The sequence below is a fragment of the Dyadobacter jiangsuensis genome (assembly GCF_003014695.1).
In the GTDB taxonomy this organism is placed as follows: domain Bacteria; phylum Bacteroidota; class Bacteroidia; order Cytophagales; family Spirosomataceae; genus Dyadobacter; species Dyadobacter jiangsuensis.
Genome location: NZ_PYAS01000005.1, coordinates 315,101 through 333,472, shown reverse-complemented (window position 1 = coordinate 333,472; position 18,372 = coordinate 315,101). Strand labels below are relative to the sequence as shown.

The window sequence follows — 18,372 nt, the reverse complement described above, 5'->3', positions numbered from 1 at the left end:
GGCCCGGTTCGCTCGGACTGTCTTCGACTGCGCTCAGACTGACATCAGGCGCAATATTTTTGTCACCCTGAGCGAAGTCGAAGGGTATTGAATTGTAAAAAGTCCCTTTCCGGGACTTTTTTGTTTTATTTTTGAGCCATAAATGTAATCAGCACTATGGGTTTATTTGGCTTTTTTTCAAAGGAGAAAAAAGAAACATTAGATAAGGGCCTCGAAAAAACCAAGGACAGCTTCTTTGGTAAGCTCTCGCGTGCGATCGTGGGTAAAACCACCATCGACGAGGACGTTCTCGATGAACTGGAAGATATACTGGTGAGCTCCGACGTAGGCGTTGAGACGACCGTGAAGGTCATCAAACGCATCGAAGAGCGCGTAGCCAGGGATAAATATGCATCCACGGCGGAACTCGACAGCATCCTGCGCGACGAAATCGCTGCATTGCTGACCGAGAACAAATCGGTGGACAACCAGGACAGCTTCGAGACCGAGCATTTGCCGAAACCGTACGTGATTATGGTAGTAGGAGTGAATGGGGTAGGTAAAACGACGACGATCGGCAAGCTCGCTCACCAGTTTCACCAACGCGGTCACAAAGTGGTGCTCGGCGCGGCGGATACCTTCCGTGCCGCGGCCGTAGACCAGCTGAAACTCTGGGGCCAGCGCGTGAATGTGCCGGTAATCGACCACGGGATGAATACTGACCCGTCGGCCGTAGCATTCGACGCCTTGAAAAAAGGTACCGAAACCGGCGCGGACGTGATCATTATCGACACCGCCGGCCGTTTGCACACGAAAGTGAACCTGATGAACGAGCTTTCGAAGATCAAGCGCGTCATGCAGAAGATCATTCCCGACGCACCGCACGAGGTATTACTCGTCCTCGACGGCAGTACCGGCCAAAACGCTGTGATTCAGGCACGCGAGTTCACCAAAGTAACCGACATTACCGCATTGGCTATCACCAAACTCGACGGTACCGCGAAAGGCGGCGTCGTGATAGGTATTTCGGACGAGTTCAAAATCCCTGTTAAATACATTGGTGTAGGAGAGAAAATGGACGATTTGCAGGTTTTCGACCGCGCGGAGTTTGTGGATTCGCTGTTTAAGAAAATAGGATAACAGCCGCTGATCGGGGTAAGTAACCGTTTGCCTATTGCTGTTTTAGATAAAGTTTGAAAAAGGTATCTTGATGATATTCTCGTCTCAGGATACCTTTTTTCATGGAAACGCTGATTGTATTTCTGATAGTTTTTGTGCCTTTCGGCTGGTTTATGTGGACGACGCTCCGGTTTACCAGGGATACGATTGGGGAGAATTCGCCGGTTAAGGTCAACAGGATCTACTACATCACAGAATGGCAGTATTTTGTCAATTTCAATAACCTGCTGCTGTATTTTATGATGGGAATAGGGGTGATTCTGATGAGACTTTCCTTCACGATGTACATTTCATACACAGAATCCAATCCATTGCTGGCGCGTTTTGTCGTGTTTTTTCTCGCTGTTGAGATTCTTGTGTTATCAATTTACCTGATCGCCATTGACATAAACCACTGGAAATACATCCAGGGAGTTGTGATTGAAACCGTACCCGAAGAACATGCGCTGGAGTTGACTTTTACGGACGTAGCCTATCGGGTTCGCCCGGGCGACATTGTGAGAGCCGCAATCATTTCAAACGGCAATCGCAATCACATCGGGTATGCTATCTATTATTTTTCAAACGGCGACTACTTCATTATTCCGGACGGAATGCCGGGTAGTTGGGTGATTCGTGAGTATTTCAAAGATATTCCGCTCAAACACATCCGACAGCGTTTTCCTTTCATCCGATAGTACTTCCTATTCATTTTTTCACGAACTTTGCACCCCATTTCGCCGTTCATTATCAGTCACTTTGACGCAGATAGGCGATTAATCAATTCAAAGCATACAGCTTATGGCTTAAAGCCTAAGGCCAATATCAATGAAAACCAAAGGAATAGTTAAGAATAAAGTCAATATCGTGACGCTGGGTTGCTCCAAAAACCTGGTCGACTCGGAAGTGCTGTACACGCAGCTCAAAGGCAACGGGTTCGCGGTGGACCATGAGTCGAAAAAGGACGATTCTCAGATTGTCGTGATCAATACCTGCGGGTTTATCGACAATGCGAAGGAGGAGTCGATCAACACGATTTTACGCTATGCCGATGCGAAAGCGGCCGGAATGGTGGATAAAGTGTACGTAACAGGCTGCCTATCGCACCGGTACAAGGACGAACTGGCGGTTGAAATTCCCACAGTAGATGCCTGGTTCGGAACCAATGAGCTGCCCCGTCTGCTCAAAACCCTTAAAGCGGATTACAAACACGAGCTCGTAGGTGAGCGCCTGCTTACTACGCCCGCGCATTATGCGTATCTGAAAATCGCCGAAGGTTGCGACCGCCCATGCTCGTTCTGCGCGATCCCGCTCATGCGCGGAGGCCACGTTTCGAGGCCAATCGACGAGTTGGTAAAAGAAGCTAAATCATTGGCCAAACGCGGTACTAAAGAGCTCATTCTCATTGCTCAGGACCTGACTTACTACGGCCTGGATATTTACAAAAAGCGAAACCTTTCGGACCTGCTTCGTAACCTTTCCGATGTGGAAGGTATCGATTGGATCCGCCTGCAATATGCCTATCCGGCTGGTTTCCCGATGGACGTGCTGGATGTGATGAACGAGCGCAGTAACATCGCCAAATACCTCGATATGCCGCTCCAATCGGGCTCTACCGAAATGCTGAAACTCATGCGCCGCGGCATTACCCGTGAAAAAACCGAAGCGCTGATCCACTCGATCCGCGACAAGGTGGCCGATATCGCATTGCGTACGACGCTGATCGTCGGCCACCCCGGGGAAACGGAAGAACTCTTCGATGAAACTTACGAATTCGTTGAAAAAATGCGTTTCGACCGTCTGGGTGCATTCCAGTACTCGCACGAAGACAATACGCATTCGTTCACGATGGAGGACGATATCGATCCGGAAGTGAAGCAGGAGCGCGCTGACGCCATCATGGAGTTGCAGCAGGGCATTTCCGCAGAGCTCAACCAGGAGAAAATCGGTAAGACATTCAAAGTGCTCTTCGACCGGAAGGAAGGCGGTTATTTCATCGGGCGCACCGAATACGATTCACCGGAGGTTGATAATGAAGTACTTGTTCCGGCGAGCCAATATGTCCGCCTGGGCGATTTTGCTAATGTAAAAGTCACTTCCGCAGAGGAATTCGACCTTTACGGCGAAGTGATTTCCTGATGCGGTTTCCGGCAAATGGCGTCTTTGCCTAAATTTGCCATTCAATTTGAAAAGAACAACTCTTAAAAAGCATGTTACAACGTATTCAAACTATCTTCCTGGCAATGGTCGTCATCGGAATGGGTATTTTCCTGGCATTCCCGATATGGTCTAAAGTGGCATTGACGGGAGGACAAAGTGCCGATCTGACAGCCCTGAGGCTGCACCATCAGATCAACGAAGTGCAATCCAATGTTCAGCCGGTGTATTACCTCGTGGCTTTGGCCATCCTTACAGCCGGTGTGGCTGCCTATGCGATTTTGCAGTTCAAAAACCGCATTCTTCAATCGGCATTGTGTGCGGTTAACTCCATATTGATGACCGTGACAATGGGTCTGGTGATCTATTTCACTTTTTATAAAACAGCGAAACTATTCGACCCGGAACTGACCGGAAAATATGATATCGGTTTTTACGGATTGGTCGGTGCGATGCTCGCCAACGTGTTCGCCAACCGCTTCATCCGCAAGGACGAGCGCGAGGTACAGCAGTCGAAACGCTTCAGATAACATCGTATGTCACGCTGAGCGGAGTCGAAGCGCGTAACAGTACCGCGCTTCGACTCCGCTCAGCGTGACAACTCCATACAATTGGCGCAAACTTCCAAGTTTGTGCTTTTTTATTGGCAGACCTCTCGGTCTGCTCTGCGCTAAACAAGCCCTTCGCGCAGCAAATCGTGCAAATGCACAAACCCCAGCGCCTTTCCGTCTTCCACCACAACCACCTGCGTAATGCTCTTTGATTGCATGACTTCCAATGCATTCACGGCATATTCATCGGGTGAAACCGTAATCGGTGTTTGGGTCATAATGTCTTTCGCATGCAGATCCAGTAAACCCGCTGCGCCATAGGTTTTCAGCATTCTGCGTAAATCCCCGTCGGTAATAATACCGGCCATCAAGCCATTTTCGCTCACTACTGCGGTGGCGCCGAGCCGTTTTGAAGTCATTTCAAGAATTACCTCCTGCAATGTGGCTTGCTCACTGACTGTCGGCAATGCATTATGCGGGTAAATGTCACAGACTTTCAGGTAAAGGCGCTTACCCAATGAGCCTCCGGGGTGGTACCGGGCAAAATCGTCGTGTGTGAAGCCGCGCGCTTCGAGCAGGCATATTGCCAGGGCGTCGCCGAGGGCCATGGTTACCGAGGTGCTCGTCGTAGGTGCGAGGTTGAGCGGGTCCGCCTCCGCGGGAGCGTGTGCGTGGAGCGTGAGAATGCAGTTTTTTGCCAGGTAGGAATCCCTGTTGCTCACCATGGCGATCATTTGCACACCTGTTCGTTTGAGCAACGGAACAAGCACTTTGATCTCCGGCGTATCGCCGCTTTTGGAGATCACAATCACCACGTCGTTGTCCTGGATCATGCCCAGATCGCCATGAATGGCGTCGGCGGCGTGCATAAAAAGTGCGGGCGTCCCGGTCGAGTTCAGCGTGGCTACAATCTTCTGTCCTACAATGGCGCTTTTGCCTACGCCAGAGACCACAACGCGCCCTCCGGAATGCAAAATGGCATATACGCATTTTTCAAATTCATCATCAATCAATTCAATCAGATTACGTACAGCTTCTGCCTCCTGACGTAATACTTCTTTTGCGGTTGACTGAATATTTTTTATTAATTTCAAATCTGAAACACAGTTTAGAGAGACAAAAACGTCATTATTTATTTCAAAGCGCAAAGATAGGGAAGTTTGGAATAACCATTTTGTGAACAGAGTATGGTACAGCAGGTTGATAAAGTCGTAACCGACACATTAAAAGGGAAGCTTAAAGAAATATTTGGATACAGTCAATTCCGCGGAGATCAGGAAGTTATCATACAAAATATACTTTTAGGTAAAAATACATTCGTCATTATGCCCACGGGCGCAGGTAAGTCACTCTGCTACCAGCTTCCTGCCCTTGTCAGCGACGGACTGACGATCGTGATTTCCCCATTGATCGCCCTGATGAAAAACCAGGTCGATCAGCTTACTGCGTTCGGTATCAATGCTCAATTCCTGAATTCCACGCTTACCAAAGCCGAAATGACGCGTGTCAAAACCGATGCGCTCGACGGAAGCCTCAAACTGCTCTATATTGCCCCTGAATCGCTCACAAAAGAAGATAACCTCGATTTCCTCAAAAAAGTAAAGATCTCGTTCGTAGCCATCGACGAGGCGCATTGTATTTCGGAATGGGGCCACGATTTCCGCCCGGAATACCGCCGCATTTACGGAATTATCGAGAACATCGGCAAGCTGCCCATTATCGCGCTCACAGCCACGGCTACGCCGAAAGTGCAGCAGGATATCCGTAAAAACCTGCAAATGGAGGAGGCCGAAACGTTTAAATCTTCTTTTAACCGTAAAAACCTTTACTACGAAATCCGCCCGAAAAAGGATATTAAAAAGCAGCTTATCCGCTATATCCGCAACAACAAAGGAAAGTCAGGCATTGTGTATTGCCTGAGTCGGAAAACGGTGGAAGAGGTAGCGGAGCTTTTGAATGTCAACGACGTACGTGCATTACCGTACCATGCGGGCCTCGACGCCAATACGCGTATGGCGAACCAGGACGCGTTCCTGAACGAGGAATGCGACGTGATCGTGGCGACGATCGCATTCGGGATGGGTATCGACAAGCCGGATGTGCGTTTTGTGATCCACTACGACGTGCCCAAGTCGCTCGAAGGCTATTACCAGGAAACAGGCCGCGCAGGTCGTGACGGACTGGAAGGTAACTGTCTGATGTTTTACAGCTACGACGACATTCAGAAGCTTGAAAAGTTCAACAAGGACAAAACCGTTACCGAACGCGATAATGCACGCCATTTGCTGAACGAAATGGTGGCCTACTCAACGCTGGGCGTGTGCCGTCGCCGGCAACTGCTGAGCTATTTCGGGGAATACCTCGAGAAAGACTGCGGGTACTGCGACAATTGTAACAAGCATACCGAGCGGATCAAAGTGCAGGATGACGTGATCCTGATCCTCAAATCGGTAGCACTTACAGAACAGCGTTTCGACGCCGACCACATTGCCGATTTGCTGACCGCCACCGACAACCAGTATGTGAAAAGCTACGAGCACGACCAGCTGGAAGTTTTTGGCAAAGGATTGGAACTGAATGAATCACGCGACTACTGGGTATCGGCCATCCGCCAGCTCGTGATCCTGAACTACCTCGAGAAGGATATCGAGAACTACGGGGTGATCAGGCTGGGTGAAAAAGGTGCCAAATACCTGAACGATCCTTATCCGATCACACTTCAGAAAGATCACAACTTCGATGAGGAGGAAGTGAAGACAGAGGACGACGATAAGGACGCCGTGAATGGCAACGGAAGCGCACATGCGTACGACGAGGCATTGCTCGGAATGCTCAAAGCATTGCGCAAGAAGGTGGCGAAGGAGAAAAATCTGCCGCCGTACGTGATCTTCCAGGACCCGTCGATGGAAGAGATGGCCACTACTTATCCTACTACCCAACAGGAAATGGCGCAGATCAACGGCGTTGGAATGGGTAAGGTGCAGAAGTTCGGCCGACCGTTTATCGAACTCATTTCCCGTTATGTAGAGGAAAACGAGATTGAAACGGCGAAGGACGTGGTGATTAAATCCACGGTTAACAAATCCAAAATCAAGATTTTCATCATCCAGCAGGTCGACAGGAAGGTAAGCCTCGACGAGATCGCCGAAGTGAAGGACCTGGCGCTGGCCGATGTGATCGAGGAAGTAGAGCATATTTGCTACTCCGGTACGAAACTCAACCTGGATTATTACATCAACCAGGTGATCGACCGTGAGCGGCAGCAGGATATTTACGATTATTTTATGACCGCCGAAACCGACAATATCGCCACTGCGCTAAACGAATTCGAGGGCGAGGAGGTCAGCGAAGAAGAATTGCGGCTGATGCGGATCAAGTTTTTGTCGGAACTAGCCAACTAGCACCCCGGAGTACTTGCCGGACAATCAGTATATTTTGAATTTTTAAAACCAGTTATGAACATACTCATCTTGGGATCGGGCGGAAGAGAACACGCTTTTGCCTGGAAAATAGCCCAAAGCCCTCTTTGCGATACCTTATTTATGGCTCCCGGAAACGCCGGAACAGCGGGCATAGCAACGAACCTATCCATTTCTTACAACGATTTTGACGCCATTGCCAACGCGGTAATTGAAAATAACATCGAACTCGTGATCGTAGGCCCCGAAGAACCGCTGGTAAATGGGGTTGTAGATTATTTCAATGCACGCGAAGACCTTTCGAAGGTGCGGATCATCGGCCCCGACAAAGCCGGTGCGCAGCTCGAAGGAAGCAAGGACTTCTCGAAGCAGTTTATGGATAAATACGGCATTCCAACAGCCGCTTCGCGCACATTTACTGCCGAAGACCTCGAGGTGGGTTTGGAATACCTCGAAAACCATTCGCTGCCGATCGTATTGAAAGCTGACGGCCTCGCGGCAGGCAAAGGCGTGATCATCGCCGAGAAGCATTCCGACGCTACACAGGCATTCCGCGAAATGCTGCTGGACGGCAAATTCGGTAAGGCTGGTAATAAAGTTGTGATTGAGCAATTCCTGAAAGGGATAGAATTGTCGGTTTTTGTGCTTACTGATGGTGAGCATTACAAAATTCTCCCCGAAGCGAAGGATTACAAGCGGATCGGCGAGAACGATACAGGCCTGAACACGGGTGGAATGGGCGCGGTGTCGCCCGTCGTGTTTGCGGATGCAAACTTTATCAGAAAGGTAGAGGAGAAGGTGGTGAAACCTACATTATTCGGCCTTCAAAGCGAAGGAATCAAATACGTGGGCTTTATCTTCATCGGCCTGATGAACATCAAAGGCGAGCCTTATGTGATTGAATACAACGTCCGGATGGGCGATCCCGAAACCGAAGTAGTAGTCCCGCGTATCCAGTCGGATTTTGCGATGCTCATGGCATCGACGGCCAAAGGTACCCTGCAAGATTTTGATTTGCAGATCTCACCGCAAGTGGCCGTAACGACTGTGGTAGTGTCGGGCGGTTATCCCGAAGATTACGAAAAAGGAAAAGTGATTTCGGGAACAGACAAAGTGGAAGATGTGCATGTATTCCATGCAGGAACCACTTTTAATGCAAACGCCGAAGTCGTGACGAACGGAGGACGGGTAATGGCCCTCACAGGCCTGGCCAATTCCCTCGAAAACGCAGTGCACAAGTCACAGCGGGCTGCACAGGCAGTGCAATACGAAGGAAAGTATTTCCGGCACGATATTGGCGTGGATTTAATTCGTTATAACGATTGATGAAGCGGAGTAATTATGGGATGTGGATCATGTTCATCCGGGGGCTGCGGTACTAACGGTACGGCCGTCGCGGGGTGTGGAAGTAAAGGAAGCTGCGGAACAGGCGGATGCAATAAAATGAATGTGTTCGATTGGCTCAGTCACATGGACGTGCCGACCGGACAGCGTTTTGATGTAATCGAAGTCAAGTTCAAAGGAGGCAGAAAGGAATATTTCCGGAATATAAATCAGCTGGAATTCATCACAGGCGACTATGTGGTGTGTGAAATGGCTTCCGGCCAGCATATTGGAACGGTATCGTTGCAGGGAGAGCTCGTGCGCCTTCAAATGAAGCGCAAGAATGTCCAGATCAACGACGACCTGCACGTGATCTACCGCATTGCGACGGAGAAAGATCTCGACAAGTTCACGCAGGCGATGGCGCGCGAAATGCCCACGCTCTACCGTACGCGCGAGATTATCCGGGAAATGAAGCTCAATATGAAGCTTTCGGACGTGGAATACCAGTCGGATAATACCAAGACGACTTTCTACTATTCGTCGGAAGAGCGGGTGGATTTCCGGGAGCTGATCAAAATGCTGGCTTCGGAGTTCAAGGTACGGATCGAAATGCGGCAGATCAGCCTCAGACAGGAAGCAAGTCGCCTCGGCGGACTGGGCTCCTGCGGGCGCGAACTTTGCTGCTCGACCTGGCTGACCGATTTCAAGAATATTTCAACCGCTGCGGCGCGTTATCAGAACCTTTCATTGAACCCGGCGAAACTGTCGGGCCAATGCGGAAGACTGAAATGCTGCCTGAACTACGAACTCGAAACGTACATCGATGCACTGCGGGATATTCCGACGGTGGACGCGCCACTGAAAACCAAGAAGGGCGTTGCGACCTTGCAGAAGACGGATATCTTCAAGAAAATCATGTGGTTCGGGTTTGATAAGGACACGAACTGGTATCCTGTGCCTATCGACAAGGTTTTGGAAATCATTGAGTTGAATAAAAAGGAGATTATCCCTGAATCGCTCGAAATTCTGACGCCGGAGCCTGAAAAAGGTGTCGACAAGGTACCGGGCAAACTTAACAGCGACCTCGAAAACCTCGACAAGAAATACAGCGACGAGCAGAAGAAAAAGAAAAAGAAGAAGAACCGCTCGGGCAAAAACCGTGGAAACGGCCCTGAAAACAGTGCTGGTGAAGGTGGAGGAAACGAAGCTGTAAATGCCAGCGCGGAAAATGCGGGTAATGCGCCTCAGAACAAAGGGAATAACCAAAACCAGCGAAATCGGGGCAATAACCAGGGGAACGAGGGACGTAACCGCGGTAACAACCACGGCGAAGGACCGAGGAACCGTGGCAATAACCAGGGCGAAGAGGCCGGAAACCGTGGGAATAACCTTGGAGAGGAACGTCAGAACAAAGGCAATACGCAGGGTGAAGAACCTCGTAACAGAGGTAATAACCCGAACGAAGGCCAGCGTAACCGGGGCAATAACCAGGGTGGCGAGCCAAGAAATAAGGGTAACAATAACCCAGGCGGTGAACCCCGGAACAAAGGCAATAATCCCGAGGGAAACAAAAATAACAACGAAGGAAACCGGAACAGTCGAAACCGCAACAGAGGACCGAAGCCGAATGGTGCTCAGCCTTCCGGAGGAGGGCCAAAACCCGATGGAACACCGTCGGGAGGTGAAAATAACGGGTAATACAGTTTCCAACGAATCCGAACGGGCCAGCTCACTCAAAGGCTGGCCCGTTTTTTAGCACTACCATCTGTGAAAGAACACGTTGAAAAGCTTTACGCGACGAGCCGCAAGCCGTCGCGCAGGATCATCGGGCTGATGTCGGGTACTTCGCTCGACGGGCTGGATGTAGCACTTTGCCGTGCGGAAGGCAGCGGGCCGGAAACGCATTTGAAAGTGGAGCATTTCAAAACGGTGCCTTATGAGGAGGATTTCAGGAGCGCCGTGCGTGAGATTTTTGCCAAAAGGCAGATCGATTTTCAGCAACTGGTTTTGCTTAACCCTTTCATCGGCCTGGAACACGGGCGGATGATCCTCGAATGCCTGGCCGAATGGCGGATTGATGCCTCGGAGGTGGATTTGATCGCCAGCCACGGACAAACCGTATTCCACGCTCCGCAAAAGCAGCACGGGATAGCGGGTTTTCCCAATGCCACATTGCAAATCGGCGACGGCGACCATATTGCTGTCAAAACCGGGATCATAACCCTGAGTGATTTCAGGCAAAAACACATTGCAGCAGGAGGTGAGGGCGCTCCGCTGGCTGTTTACGGCGATTACTTTCTGTTTTCTCAAAAAGAAGAGAACCGGATATTGCTGAACATGGGCGGCATTGCCAATTTCACATTCCTGCCTGGTAACCTCGATGCCTCGTTGGTTTTTACAACAGATACAGGCCCTGGAAATACATTAATTGACGCATTCACGCGCCTGCATTTCGGGAAGGCTTTTGATGAAAACGGCAGCATTGCTGCAAGCGGGACCATCGATGAAGCATTGTTGAAAGCGCTCAAAGAATCGTCATTTTTTGAACAACCATTTCCAAAAACCACGGGTCCGGAAGTGTTCAGCGTCGATTATGTGAAGAACGCATTGCAGCTTTCGGGCCGGAATGTGATAGAACCGAACGACCTGATTGCCACCTTGACGCGGTTCAGCGCGGAGACAATCTCGGAGGCGATTCGCAACGCCATGCCTTCCGGCGAAGTATTTGAAGTGTATGCGAGCGGCGGCGGCGCTCATAATCCCGTGCTGATGGGCGCGATAGGCAGGTTACTGAGCCAAAATATTCGTCTGATCGATGAGCTCGGTGTAGCCGGCGATGCGAAAGAAGCGGTACTGTTCGCAGTACTGGCTAACGAGGCGGTATCAGGCGAGGCCGTGTATTTCGGCGAAAAGCAAGGCGTGCCGGGCGTTTCGATGGGGAAAGTCTCCTTCCCCGGTTAAGTAAGGAAATAGTATTTGAATATATGTACGACATTACCATCATAGGCGGCGGCATTGTAGGCCTCGCAACAGCCCTCCGGATCAAGGAGCAGAAACCTGCATTGAAAGTGCTTCTGCTTGAAAAAGAAAATGAAGTAGCCAAGCATCAGACTGGCCATAACAGCGGCGTGATCCACTCGGGATTGTACTACAAACCGGGCAGCCTGAAAGCGACTAACTGCATCCGCGGTTACCAGATGCTCATTGATTTCTGCGAGAGGGAAGGTGTGGCTTATGATTTGTGTGGTAAAATAGTGGTAGCCACTTCCGAAGAGCAGCGTCCATTGCTGCGGAACCTCTTCGAACGCGGAAATCAGAATGGATTGACCCAAAACCGTATGATTTCGGAAGGGGAAATGAAGGAAATAGAGCCGCATGTGAAGGGGCTGGAAGGCATTTGGGTGCCCTACACCGGTATTATCGATTATAAAACGGTTTGCGAGAAATACGCCGACAACTTCCGGAAACTGGACGGTGAAGTACGTTTCGGCGAAAAGGTAACCGACGTAAAAAACCGCAACACGCACTCGGAAGTGGTAACGGCTACGGGAAAGATATTTGAAACAAAATTGGTGGTGAATTGCGCAGGGTTGTATTCTGATAAAGTAGCGCAGCTTACCCAGCCTGAGAATATCAATGTGCGCATTATCCCTTTTCGCGGAGAGTATTACAAGATCCGTCCCGAGAAGCATTACCTGGTTAAAAACCTCATTTACCCTGTCCCAGACCCTAATTTCCCGTTCCTGGGCGTGCATTTTACGCGCATGATCGAAGGAGGTATCGAGGCGGGGCCCAACGCGGTATTTGCATTCAAACGCGAAGGGTACAAGAAGCTGGATATTAACGTGCCCGAAATGCTTGAATCACTCGCGTGGCCAGGTTTCCAGAAAGTGGCGATGAAATACTGGCGTACAGGGCTGGGCGAGTATTACCGCTCTTTTTCAAAAGCCGCATTCACCAAAGCATTGCAAGGCCTCATTCCCGAAATCCAGAGCGACGACCTCATTCCCGGAGGCTCAGGCGTACGCGCACAGGCGTGCGACTACGACGGCGGCTTGCTGGACGATTTCTCGATCATTGAAAATAAGACGGCTATCAATGTCTGCAATGCGCCTTCACCTGCCGCGACATCGTCATTGTCCATTGGGCAAACGGTTTCGGAAAAAGTGTTGTCGAGATTTTAATATTAATTGTCTATAAATGATAACAGGCCATCCCGCAACGGAATGGCCTGTTATTGTTTTGATAGATTTTCCTTTGTCCCTCCTCCTTCCTCCCTTTTCCCCTTCTAATTAAGCCTTCCTGGTCTGTGTCATACCGAAAGTCACAATGTGAATGGCGGCAAAGACGAGCGAGAAGTAGTAAATGCCTGTGTCGGTACCGTCGGTTTGCACGTGGTGGAAGTAGGCTATTGCGGCCAGTAACACGGCCAGCACGATTCCAACGATTCCAACGGTTTTGCCACCAGCGACGATGGAAGCCGGCAGTTTGTTCGACAGGAAGCTGTTTTTGATTCCATAGTACAAATACACATCGAAACCGATGATCATCCACACGAACAGACGGATCCACGTATCGAGTGGCAGGAACGCCATCATGAAGAAGCAAGTGAAAATACCGAGGATCGGAACCAACGGAACGAGTGGTGTTTTGAATGCACGCGGCGCGTCCGGCATTTGCTTGCGCATTACGATGATGCCGATACAAACGAGGATAAATGCAAACAGCGTACCGATACTCGTCATTTCACCCACGACGCGCGCAGGTACGAATGCTGCAAAGAGGCTCACGAACACGAGGAACATGGTGTTGTTCTTTACCGGAGTTTGGAATTTCGGGTGTACGGCCGAGAATACGCGTGGCAGCAATCCGTCTTTACTCATGCTGAAAAATACACGGCTTTGGCCCAAAAGCATTACCAGGATCACGGAAGCGTAACCTGCAAGGATCGCCACGATGATCGCGCGGTTCAACCACGGGTAATCAGGGTGGATAGCGCCGCTGGCATCAGGCGTACCCATCGATTCAATCGCTACTGCAACCGGTGCGATACCGTCCTGGCCTTTGAATGTGGTGTAGTTGGTTACACCGGTCATTACGTGCGCAAAAAGGATATATAGAATGGTACAAATCACCAATGAGCCGAGGATACCGATCGGCATGTCTTTCTTAGGGTTTTTGGCCTCTTGTGCCGCAGTACTCACAGCGTCGAAACCGATGTAGGCAAAAAACACGATCGCCGCGGCCCGTATGATCCCGCTGAAACCGTATTCCCCGAAGTTGCCCGTGTTATCCGGGATATAAGGTACGTAGTTAGATTCGTTGATGTATTTCCAGCCCAGTACGATGAAGATGATCACAACGGCTACTTTCAAGCCTACGATGATACCGTTCACCAATGCACTTTCCTGGGTTCCTTTCATGAGCAGCAAGCTCATCAGGATTACAATGAAAATAGCGGGGAGGTTGATCACACCGCCGTCCCACGGGCCTACCGTGAGGGCCGCGGGTAAATGGACGTCAAACCCCTCGCAGAACTTGACTAAATACCGGCTCCAGCTGATACTTACCGTGGCGGCACCTACCGCATATTCCAATACAAGGTCCCAGCCGATGATCCATGCGATGAACTCGCCCATGGTGGCGTAGGAATAGGTGTACGCACTACCCGCAACCGGGATCATGGAAGCGAATTCGGCATAACAAAGACCGGCGAATGCACAGCCCAAAGCCGCTACGATAAAGGAGATGGTGATAGCAGGACCGGCCTGGTTGGCAGCCGCCCCACCCGTGATGGAAAAAAGACCCGCGCCGATGATCGCACCGATTCCCAGTGCCACCAGGCTTCCGGGGCCCAGCGTGCGTTTCAGCTGGTTACCTTCTCCGGTAGATTCGTGTAATAGTTTTTCAAGAGGTTTTTTAATCCAGAGTTGACTTGCCATATATTATTAGGTTCGTTGTTGTAGAAATGATGGTCTGATAAAGCTAAAAGAAAATTTGCTAACTACGTATAGACACCAAAGAAAAAGAGGGTAAGTGCAATACTTACCCTCTTTTATTCTTTTATTTTAAGCCTTTGCTTTTTTGGTTGCCGCCGCCGTAGCGTCTGCCGCTACTGCCGGAGCCGGCTCATTCTTCTTTGAACGTTGCAGCAGGTCAACCACGATCGGCGCCGCTACGAAGAGTGAAGAGTAAGTACCCACGATTACCCCGAGCAACATACAGAAGGTAAATCCGCGGATAACCGCTCCACCAAAAATCATCAGAACGATCAACACGAGGATTACCGAGATACCGGTTACAGCCGTACGGCTCAAAGTACTGTTCAACGCATTGTTGATAACGGTCGACAGGTTTTGCCCGCGTGATTTTTCGTCGGCAAGGTAGTCACGGATACGGTCATAGATTACGACGGTGTCGTTCATCGAGTAACCGATCATTGTCAGGATCGCACCGATGAATGCCTGGTCGATATCAAGTGACCACGGCAACCAGCCGTTGAACAACGAGAAGATCGCGAGGATAATCACCACGTCGTGCGCGAGTGACATGACCGCACCATATGAGAATGCTACGCGTTTGAAACGGATCAGGATGTACACAAAGTTGGCCGCCAACGCAAGCAATACCGCGTAAACCGCGCTCCACAAAGTGTCTTTCGCCATGGTAGGACCAACCTTGTTCGAGCTGACGATCTTGGCAGGGTTGTTGGCGATTTTCTTGGTCGCTTCCAGGATTTTCGCCTCCGCTTTCTGGTCAGCTTCCGGTGTTACGTCTTCGATGAGGTAAGGAGTAGTGATTTTCACCTGATCCTGGCCTCCGAAAGTTTTCACTTCGGTAGTTGAGCCGAGTACTTCATCCATATTGGTACGAAGCGCATCCGCATCCACATTGTTTTCAAAACGAATCACATAAGAGCGGCCACCTTTGAAGTCGATACCCAATCCGAAACCTTTGAAAATGAATGAACCTACACCAATCGCGATAATGATAGCGGAAATGATGTAGAAACGACGACGTTGCGAAACGAAGTCGAAGTGGTTATCCTGGAACCAGTTTTTAGTCAGGGTATTCGTAAATGCGAAAGTTTTGCCGTTTTTAAGTTTTTGTTCAAGCAGCAAGCGGGTAATGAAGATCGCGCTGAAAAGAGAAGTCAAAAGACCCAAAACAAGGGTTGTTGCGAAGCCTAATACCAGACCTGTACCGAATGTGTAAAGGATGATACCGGTCAAAAGGGTGGTAACGTTGGAGTCGATAATGGCGGTCAATGAATGCTTGAAACCGTCACGGATCGATTGCGCAAATGGTCTTCCTTCCGCCAGCTCGGCCTTGATACTTTCGTAAATAAGTACGTTCGCATCCACCGCCATACCGATCGAGAGCACGATACCTGCGATACCCGAGAGCGTCAGTACAGCTCCGAGAGAAGCCATTACACCCAACAGGAAGAACAAGTTGATCAAAAGTGCAATGTCAGCAATCCAGCCAGCCTGGTTGTAGTAAGCCACCATGAATACGAGTACGATCAAAAGACCTACGGCCGAAGACCACAAACCGTCGTTGATTGCCTCAGCACCAAGAGAAGAACCTACAACCGCTTCTTCCACGATGTGTGTAGGAGCAGGCAGTTTACCTGCTTTCAATACGTTTGCCATATCCTTGGTCTCTTCCACAGTGAAGCTACCGGTGATGGATGAGTTACCGTTAGGAATCTCGCCTTGTACGGTCGGAGCGGTGTAAACCAGTCCGTCGATGATGATCGCTACCGGGCGGCCTACGCTGCGGGCAGTCAATGAGCGCCATTTGCGGGCACCTTCACCGTTCATCTGCATGGTTACTTCCGGACGGCCGCGGTCGTCGTAATCGTGGTTTGCATTCACGATCACGTCACCTTCCATAGCTGCTTCGCCATTGGTTTTCTTGATGAAATACAAAGGAAGAATCAGTTGGTTACCACCTGCTTCGGTTCCTTTGCGGTCCCACATAAACACGAGGTCCGAAGGGAAAAGCGAGCGTACTTCGGGGCGGCGCAGGATTTCGCTGGCACGTGCCGTGTCTTTCAGGTATACGCCAAGGCCTTGTGGCATTGGTACGAACAGGCTGGTCAACGCAGCGCTTTGAGCCGCCAATGCAGCAGAGTCGGTAGCAGTAGAATCCGCCTTTTTCTCCAACTGGGCAGCGAGGCCGCCTGCTGTTGATTTTTTAGTAGTGTCGGTAGCAGCAGTTGCAGCAGCGGCGGGCGCGGCAGTTTTCTTAGCCGCTTTTTCGATTTCAGCTTGCTGGGTCAGGTAGCGGCCCAGGCCTTCGAGGCCGGCTCCGAGTTCCTGCGTCAGATATACTTCTGCAAATTCCAGTTTCGCAGCACCGGAAAGGAGGCGACGAACACGCTCGGGGTTATCCACACCTGGGAGCTCCACCAAAACGCGGTTCTGGCCCGGCAGACGCTGGATGTTCGGGTTAGTTACCCCGAATTTATCGATACGCGCCTGGGTGATCTGGAATGCACGGTCGATAGAACCGTCGATTTCCGTTTTCAGCATTTTAATCACGTCCGAATCCGACGAGTTGCTGTTAATCTTGCCGCGGTTGGCGCTGGTAGCGAATACCGAAGCGAGGCTGGTGTTTGGAGCAGCTTCTTTATAAGCGCTTACAAAACGGTTGATAAATGTGCTGTTGTTGGCCGATTTATCTTCACCTGCTTTTTTCAATGCATTCTGGAATGCCGCACTGCGGGCATTACCGCCAGCCATTCCTTTGAGGATGTCGGCAGGAGCTACTTCCAATACCACGTGCATACCACCTTGCAAGTCGAGGCCGAGGTTCAGTTCGCGCTCTGTAACTTCCTGCAAAGTGTGGCCGAGGTATACCTCTTCACGCCACAGCGAGTCGATGTAATGCTGTTTTTTGGTCACGTCAACCTCTCCCTTCGCGTCGGTCGCATAGGCAATCGCCTTACTTTTGAAATTACGCGACACAAAAGTGAAGGACAGGTTATAGACGCTAATAAGGGCGATGACGATCGTCAACGCGATTATCCCGTTCTTGTTGGTCATTTTGAAATGAAAAATTTAATTGAAATCCTTGAAATACAACTGAAAACAGCCCGACTGGGAATGTAAATGGCGCAGGCTTCTGAGAAAATGCGGACATGCGGGCCTGTTGGGCCCGCTCACATTACGGAGCGTTGGTGACGATAAACCGGCCGAAAACCCGCTGGAAATGAGAAACCAGGTACACCGGCTCACTGAATGCGGTCCGAACTACCCGTTTTTTGGCAACAAAATGCCAGACAGGTTGGGGTAAAAAATATAGGTATTGGTAAAAATCGAAGGAAATGGCGGGTGTAATGACAGCATTCAGGCTAAGCGCGCTTACTTCGGGCTGTTCCGACTGGCCTGATTGCGCACTGGCCTTCTTAGCCAGGTCCTTGGCGAGCGCCTCGGTTTTGACCCCCTGGAAAGCGCCTCGATCCGTATGATCCGACCATGACCGCGCTCCCGCCACCGTCAATAACATGACGGCAAGCATTAAGCTGATGGCCTGGTTAATCACTCGTACAGTCTTCACTTTCAGATTCGGGATTTCAATGAAACCGCAAATTTGATTCGAAAAAACCAGAATCGCAAGATAAATTTCCCGCGACCCTATATTACTATTCTGTTAATAACTTGTGTTTTCTGTGTTTTTTAACCGGAAAGAGCATTTTAAGTGATGATGTGTATAAACAAATGAAAATCAGAAGGATAAAATGAGTTTGTGGTGATATGGTTACTTAGCTTGCG

The 18,372-nt window shown here is 50.2% G+C and carries 13 protein-coding genes; 9 read left to right on the top strand and 4 right to left on the bottom strand.

Annotated elements, in window-relative coordinates; translation table 11 throughout:
- Nucleotides 1–156 precede the first annotated feature (156 nt).
- The 4 genes from ftsY (at nt 157) to CLV60_RS12555 (ending at nt 3,824) form a co-directional block, all read left to right on the top strand.
- Entirely contained in the window at nt 157–1,119 is a 963-nt protein-coding gene (gene ftsY / locus CLV60_RS12570) for a signal recognition particle-docking protein FtsY (RefSeq protein ID WP_106595724.1), read from the top strand.
- 101 nt (nt 1,120–1,220) lie between these two features.
- Nucleotides 1,221–1,835, top strand: coding sequence for a hypothetical protein (locus CLV60_RS12565; protein WP_106595723.1), 615 nt, complete (start codon nt 1,221–1,223; stop codon nt 1,833–1,835).
- Nucleotides 1,836–1,965: 130 nt separating this feature from the next.
- Nucleotides 1,966–3,276, top strand: a complete 1,311-nt coding sequence (gene rimO, locus CLV60_RS12560) for a 30S ribosomal protein S12 methylthiotransferase RimO (protein ID WP_106595722.1) — start codon at nt 1,966–1,968, stop codon at nt 3,274–3,276.
- A gap of 71 nt (nt 3,277–3,347) precedes the next feature.
- Nucleotides 3,348–3,824, top strand: a complete 477-nt coding sequence (locus tag CLV60_RS12555) for a DUF4293 domain-containing protein (RefSeq protein ID WP_106595721.1) — start codon at nt 3,348–3,350, stop codon at nt 3,822–3,824.
- A 140-nt stretch (nt 3,825–3,964) separates the two neighbouring features.
- On the opposite strand, the gene CLV60_RS12550 is transcribed toward CLV60_RS12555, so the two are convergent.
- Nucleotides 3,965–4,939 (bottom strand): KpsF/GutQ family sugar-phosphate isomerase, encoded by a 975-nt coding sequence (locus CLV60_RS12550; protein WP_106595720.1) that lies wholly within the window; start codon nt 4,937–4,939, stop codon nt 3,965–3,967.
- Nucleotides 4,940–5,032: 93 nt separating this feature from the next.
- Between CLV60_RS12550 and recQ the strand changes: the two genes are divergently transcribed.
- From recQ to lhgD, 5 genes are all read left to right on the top strand, one after another.
- Nucleotides 5,033–7,246 carry a DNA helicase RecQ gene (gene recQ / locus CLV60_RS12545; RefSeq protein WP_106595719.1) on the top strand — a complete coding sequence of 738 codons (2,214 nt, stop codon included), beginning with the start codon at nt 5,033–5,035 and terminating at the stop codon, nt 7,244–7,246.
- A gap of 54 nt (nt 7,247–7,300) precedes the next feature.
- Nucleotides 7,301–8,590 (top strand): phosphoribosylamine--glycine ligase, encoded by a 1,290-nt coding sequence (gene purD / locus CLV60_RS12540; RefSeq protein ID WP_106595718.1) that lies wholly within the window; start codon nt 7,301–7,303, stop codon nt 8,588–8,590.
- A gap of 117 nt (nt 8,591–8,707) precedes the next feature.
- A complete protein-coding gene (locus CLV60_RS12535; protein WP_106595717.1) occupies nt 8,708–10,288 on the top strand; it encodes a PSP1 domain-containing protein in 1,581 nt (526 codons plus the stop codon).
- A 69-nt stretch (nt 10,289–10,357) separates the two neighbouring features.
- On the top strand, nt 10,358–11,551 hold the full coding sequence (locus CLV60_RS12530; protein ID WP_106595716.1) for an anhydro-N-acetylmuramic acid kinase: 1,194 nt from the start codon (nt 10,358–10,360) through the stop codon (nt 11,549–11,551).
- 23 nt (nt 11,552–11,574) lie between these two features.
- Nucleotides 11,575–12,774 (top strand): L-2-hydroxyglutarate dehydrogenase, encoded by a 1,200-nt coding sequence (lhgD, locus tag CLV60_RS12525; protein WP_106595715.1) that lies wholly within the window; start codon nt 11,575–11,577, stop codon nt 12,772–12,774.
- A gap of 108 nt (nt 12,775–12,882) precedes the next feature.
- Here the strand turns inward: lhgD and CLV60_RS12520 are convergent, their stop codons facing one another.
- The 3 genes from CLV60_RS12520 to CLV60_RS12510 all read right to left on the bottom strand — a co-directional run bounded on the left by CLV60_RS12520 (nt 12,883) and on the right by CLV60_RS12510 (nt 18,157).
- On the bottom strand, nt 12,883–14,532 hold the full coding sequence (locus CLV60_RS12520) for an amino acid permease (protein ID WP_106595714.1): 1,650 nt from the start codon (nt 14,530–14,532) through the stop codon (nt 12,883–12,885).
- A gap of 126 nt (nt 14,533–14,658) precedes the next feature.
- Nucleotides 14,659–17,643: a protein translocase subunit SecDF gene (gene secDF / locus CLV60_RS12515; RefSeq protein WP_106595713.1), complete on the bottom strand. Its 2,985-nt coding sequence runs from the start codon at nt 17,641–17,643 to the stop codon at nt 14,659–14,661.
- A 121-nt stretch (nt 17,644–17,764) separates the two neighbouring features.
- A complete protein-coding gene (locus CLV60_RS12510; RefSeq protein WP_229210941.1) occupies nt 17,765–18,157 on the bottom strand; it encodes a hypothetical protein in 393 nt (130 codons plus the stop codon).
- Between the last annotated feature and the right edge of the window lie 215 nt (nt 18,158–18,372).

What these genes read in the sequence shown, in the direction of transcription:
- CLV60_RS12565 (WP_106595723.1), top strand. Translation starts at nt 1,221, where the DNA reads ATGGAAACGCTGATTGTATTTCTGATAGTTTTTGTGCCTTTCGGCTGG.
- purD (WP_106595718.1), top strand. Translation starts at nt 7,301, where the DNA reads ATGAACATACTCATCTTGGGATCGGGCGGAAGAGAACACGCTTTTGCC.
- CLV60_RS12535 (WP_106595717.1), top strand. Translation starts at nt 8,708, where the DNA reads ATGAATGTGTTCGATTGGCTCAGTCACATGGACGTGCCGACCGGACAG.
- rimO (WP_106595722.1), top strand. Translation starts at nt 1,966, where the DNA reads ATGAAAACCAAAGGAATAGTTAAGAATAAAGTCAATATCGTGACGCTG.
- CLV60_RS12520 (WP_106595714.1), bottom strand. Translation starts at nt 14,532, where the DNA reads ATGGCAAGTCAACTCTGGATTAAAAAACCTCTTGAAAAACTATTACAC.
- recQ (WP_106595719.1), top strand. Translation starts at nt 5,033, where the DNA reads ATGGTACAGCAGGTTGATAAAGTCGTAACCGACACATTAAAAGGGAAG.
- CLV60_RS12555 (WP_106595721.1), top strand. Translation starts at nt 3,348, where the DNA reads ATGTTACAACGTATTCAAACTATCTTCCTGGCAATGGTCGTCATCGGA.
- secDF (WP_106595713.1), bottom strand. Translation starts at nt 17,643, where the DNA reads ATGACCAACAAGAACGGGATAATCGCGTTGACGATCGTCATCGCCCTT.
- lhgD (WP_106595715.1), top strand. Translation starts at nt 11,575, where the DNA reads ATGTACGACATTACCATCATAGGCGGCGGCATTGTAGGCCTCGCAACA.
- ftsY (WP_106595724.1), top strand. Translation starts at nt 157, where the DNA reads ATGGGTTTATTTGGCTTTTTTTCAAAGGAGAAAAAAGAAACATTAGAT.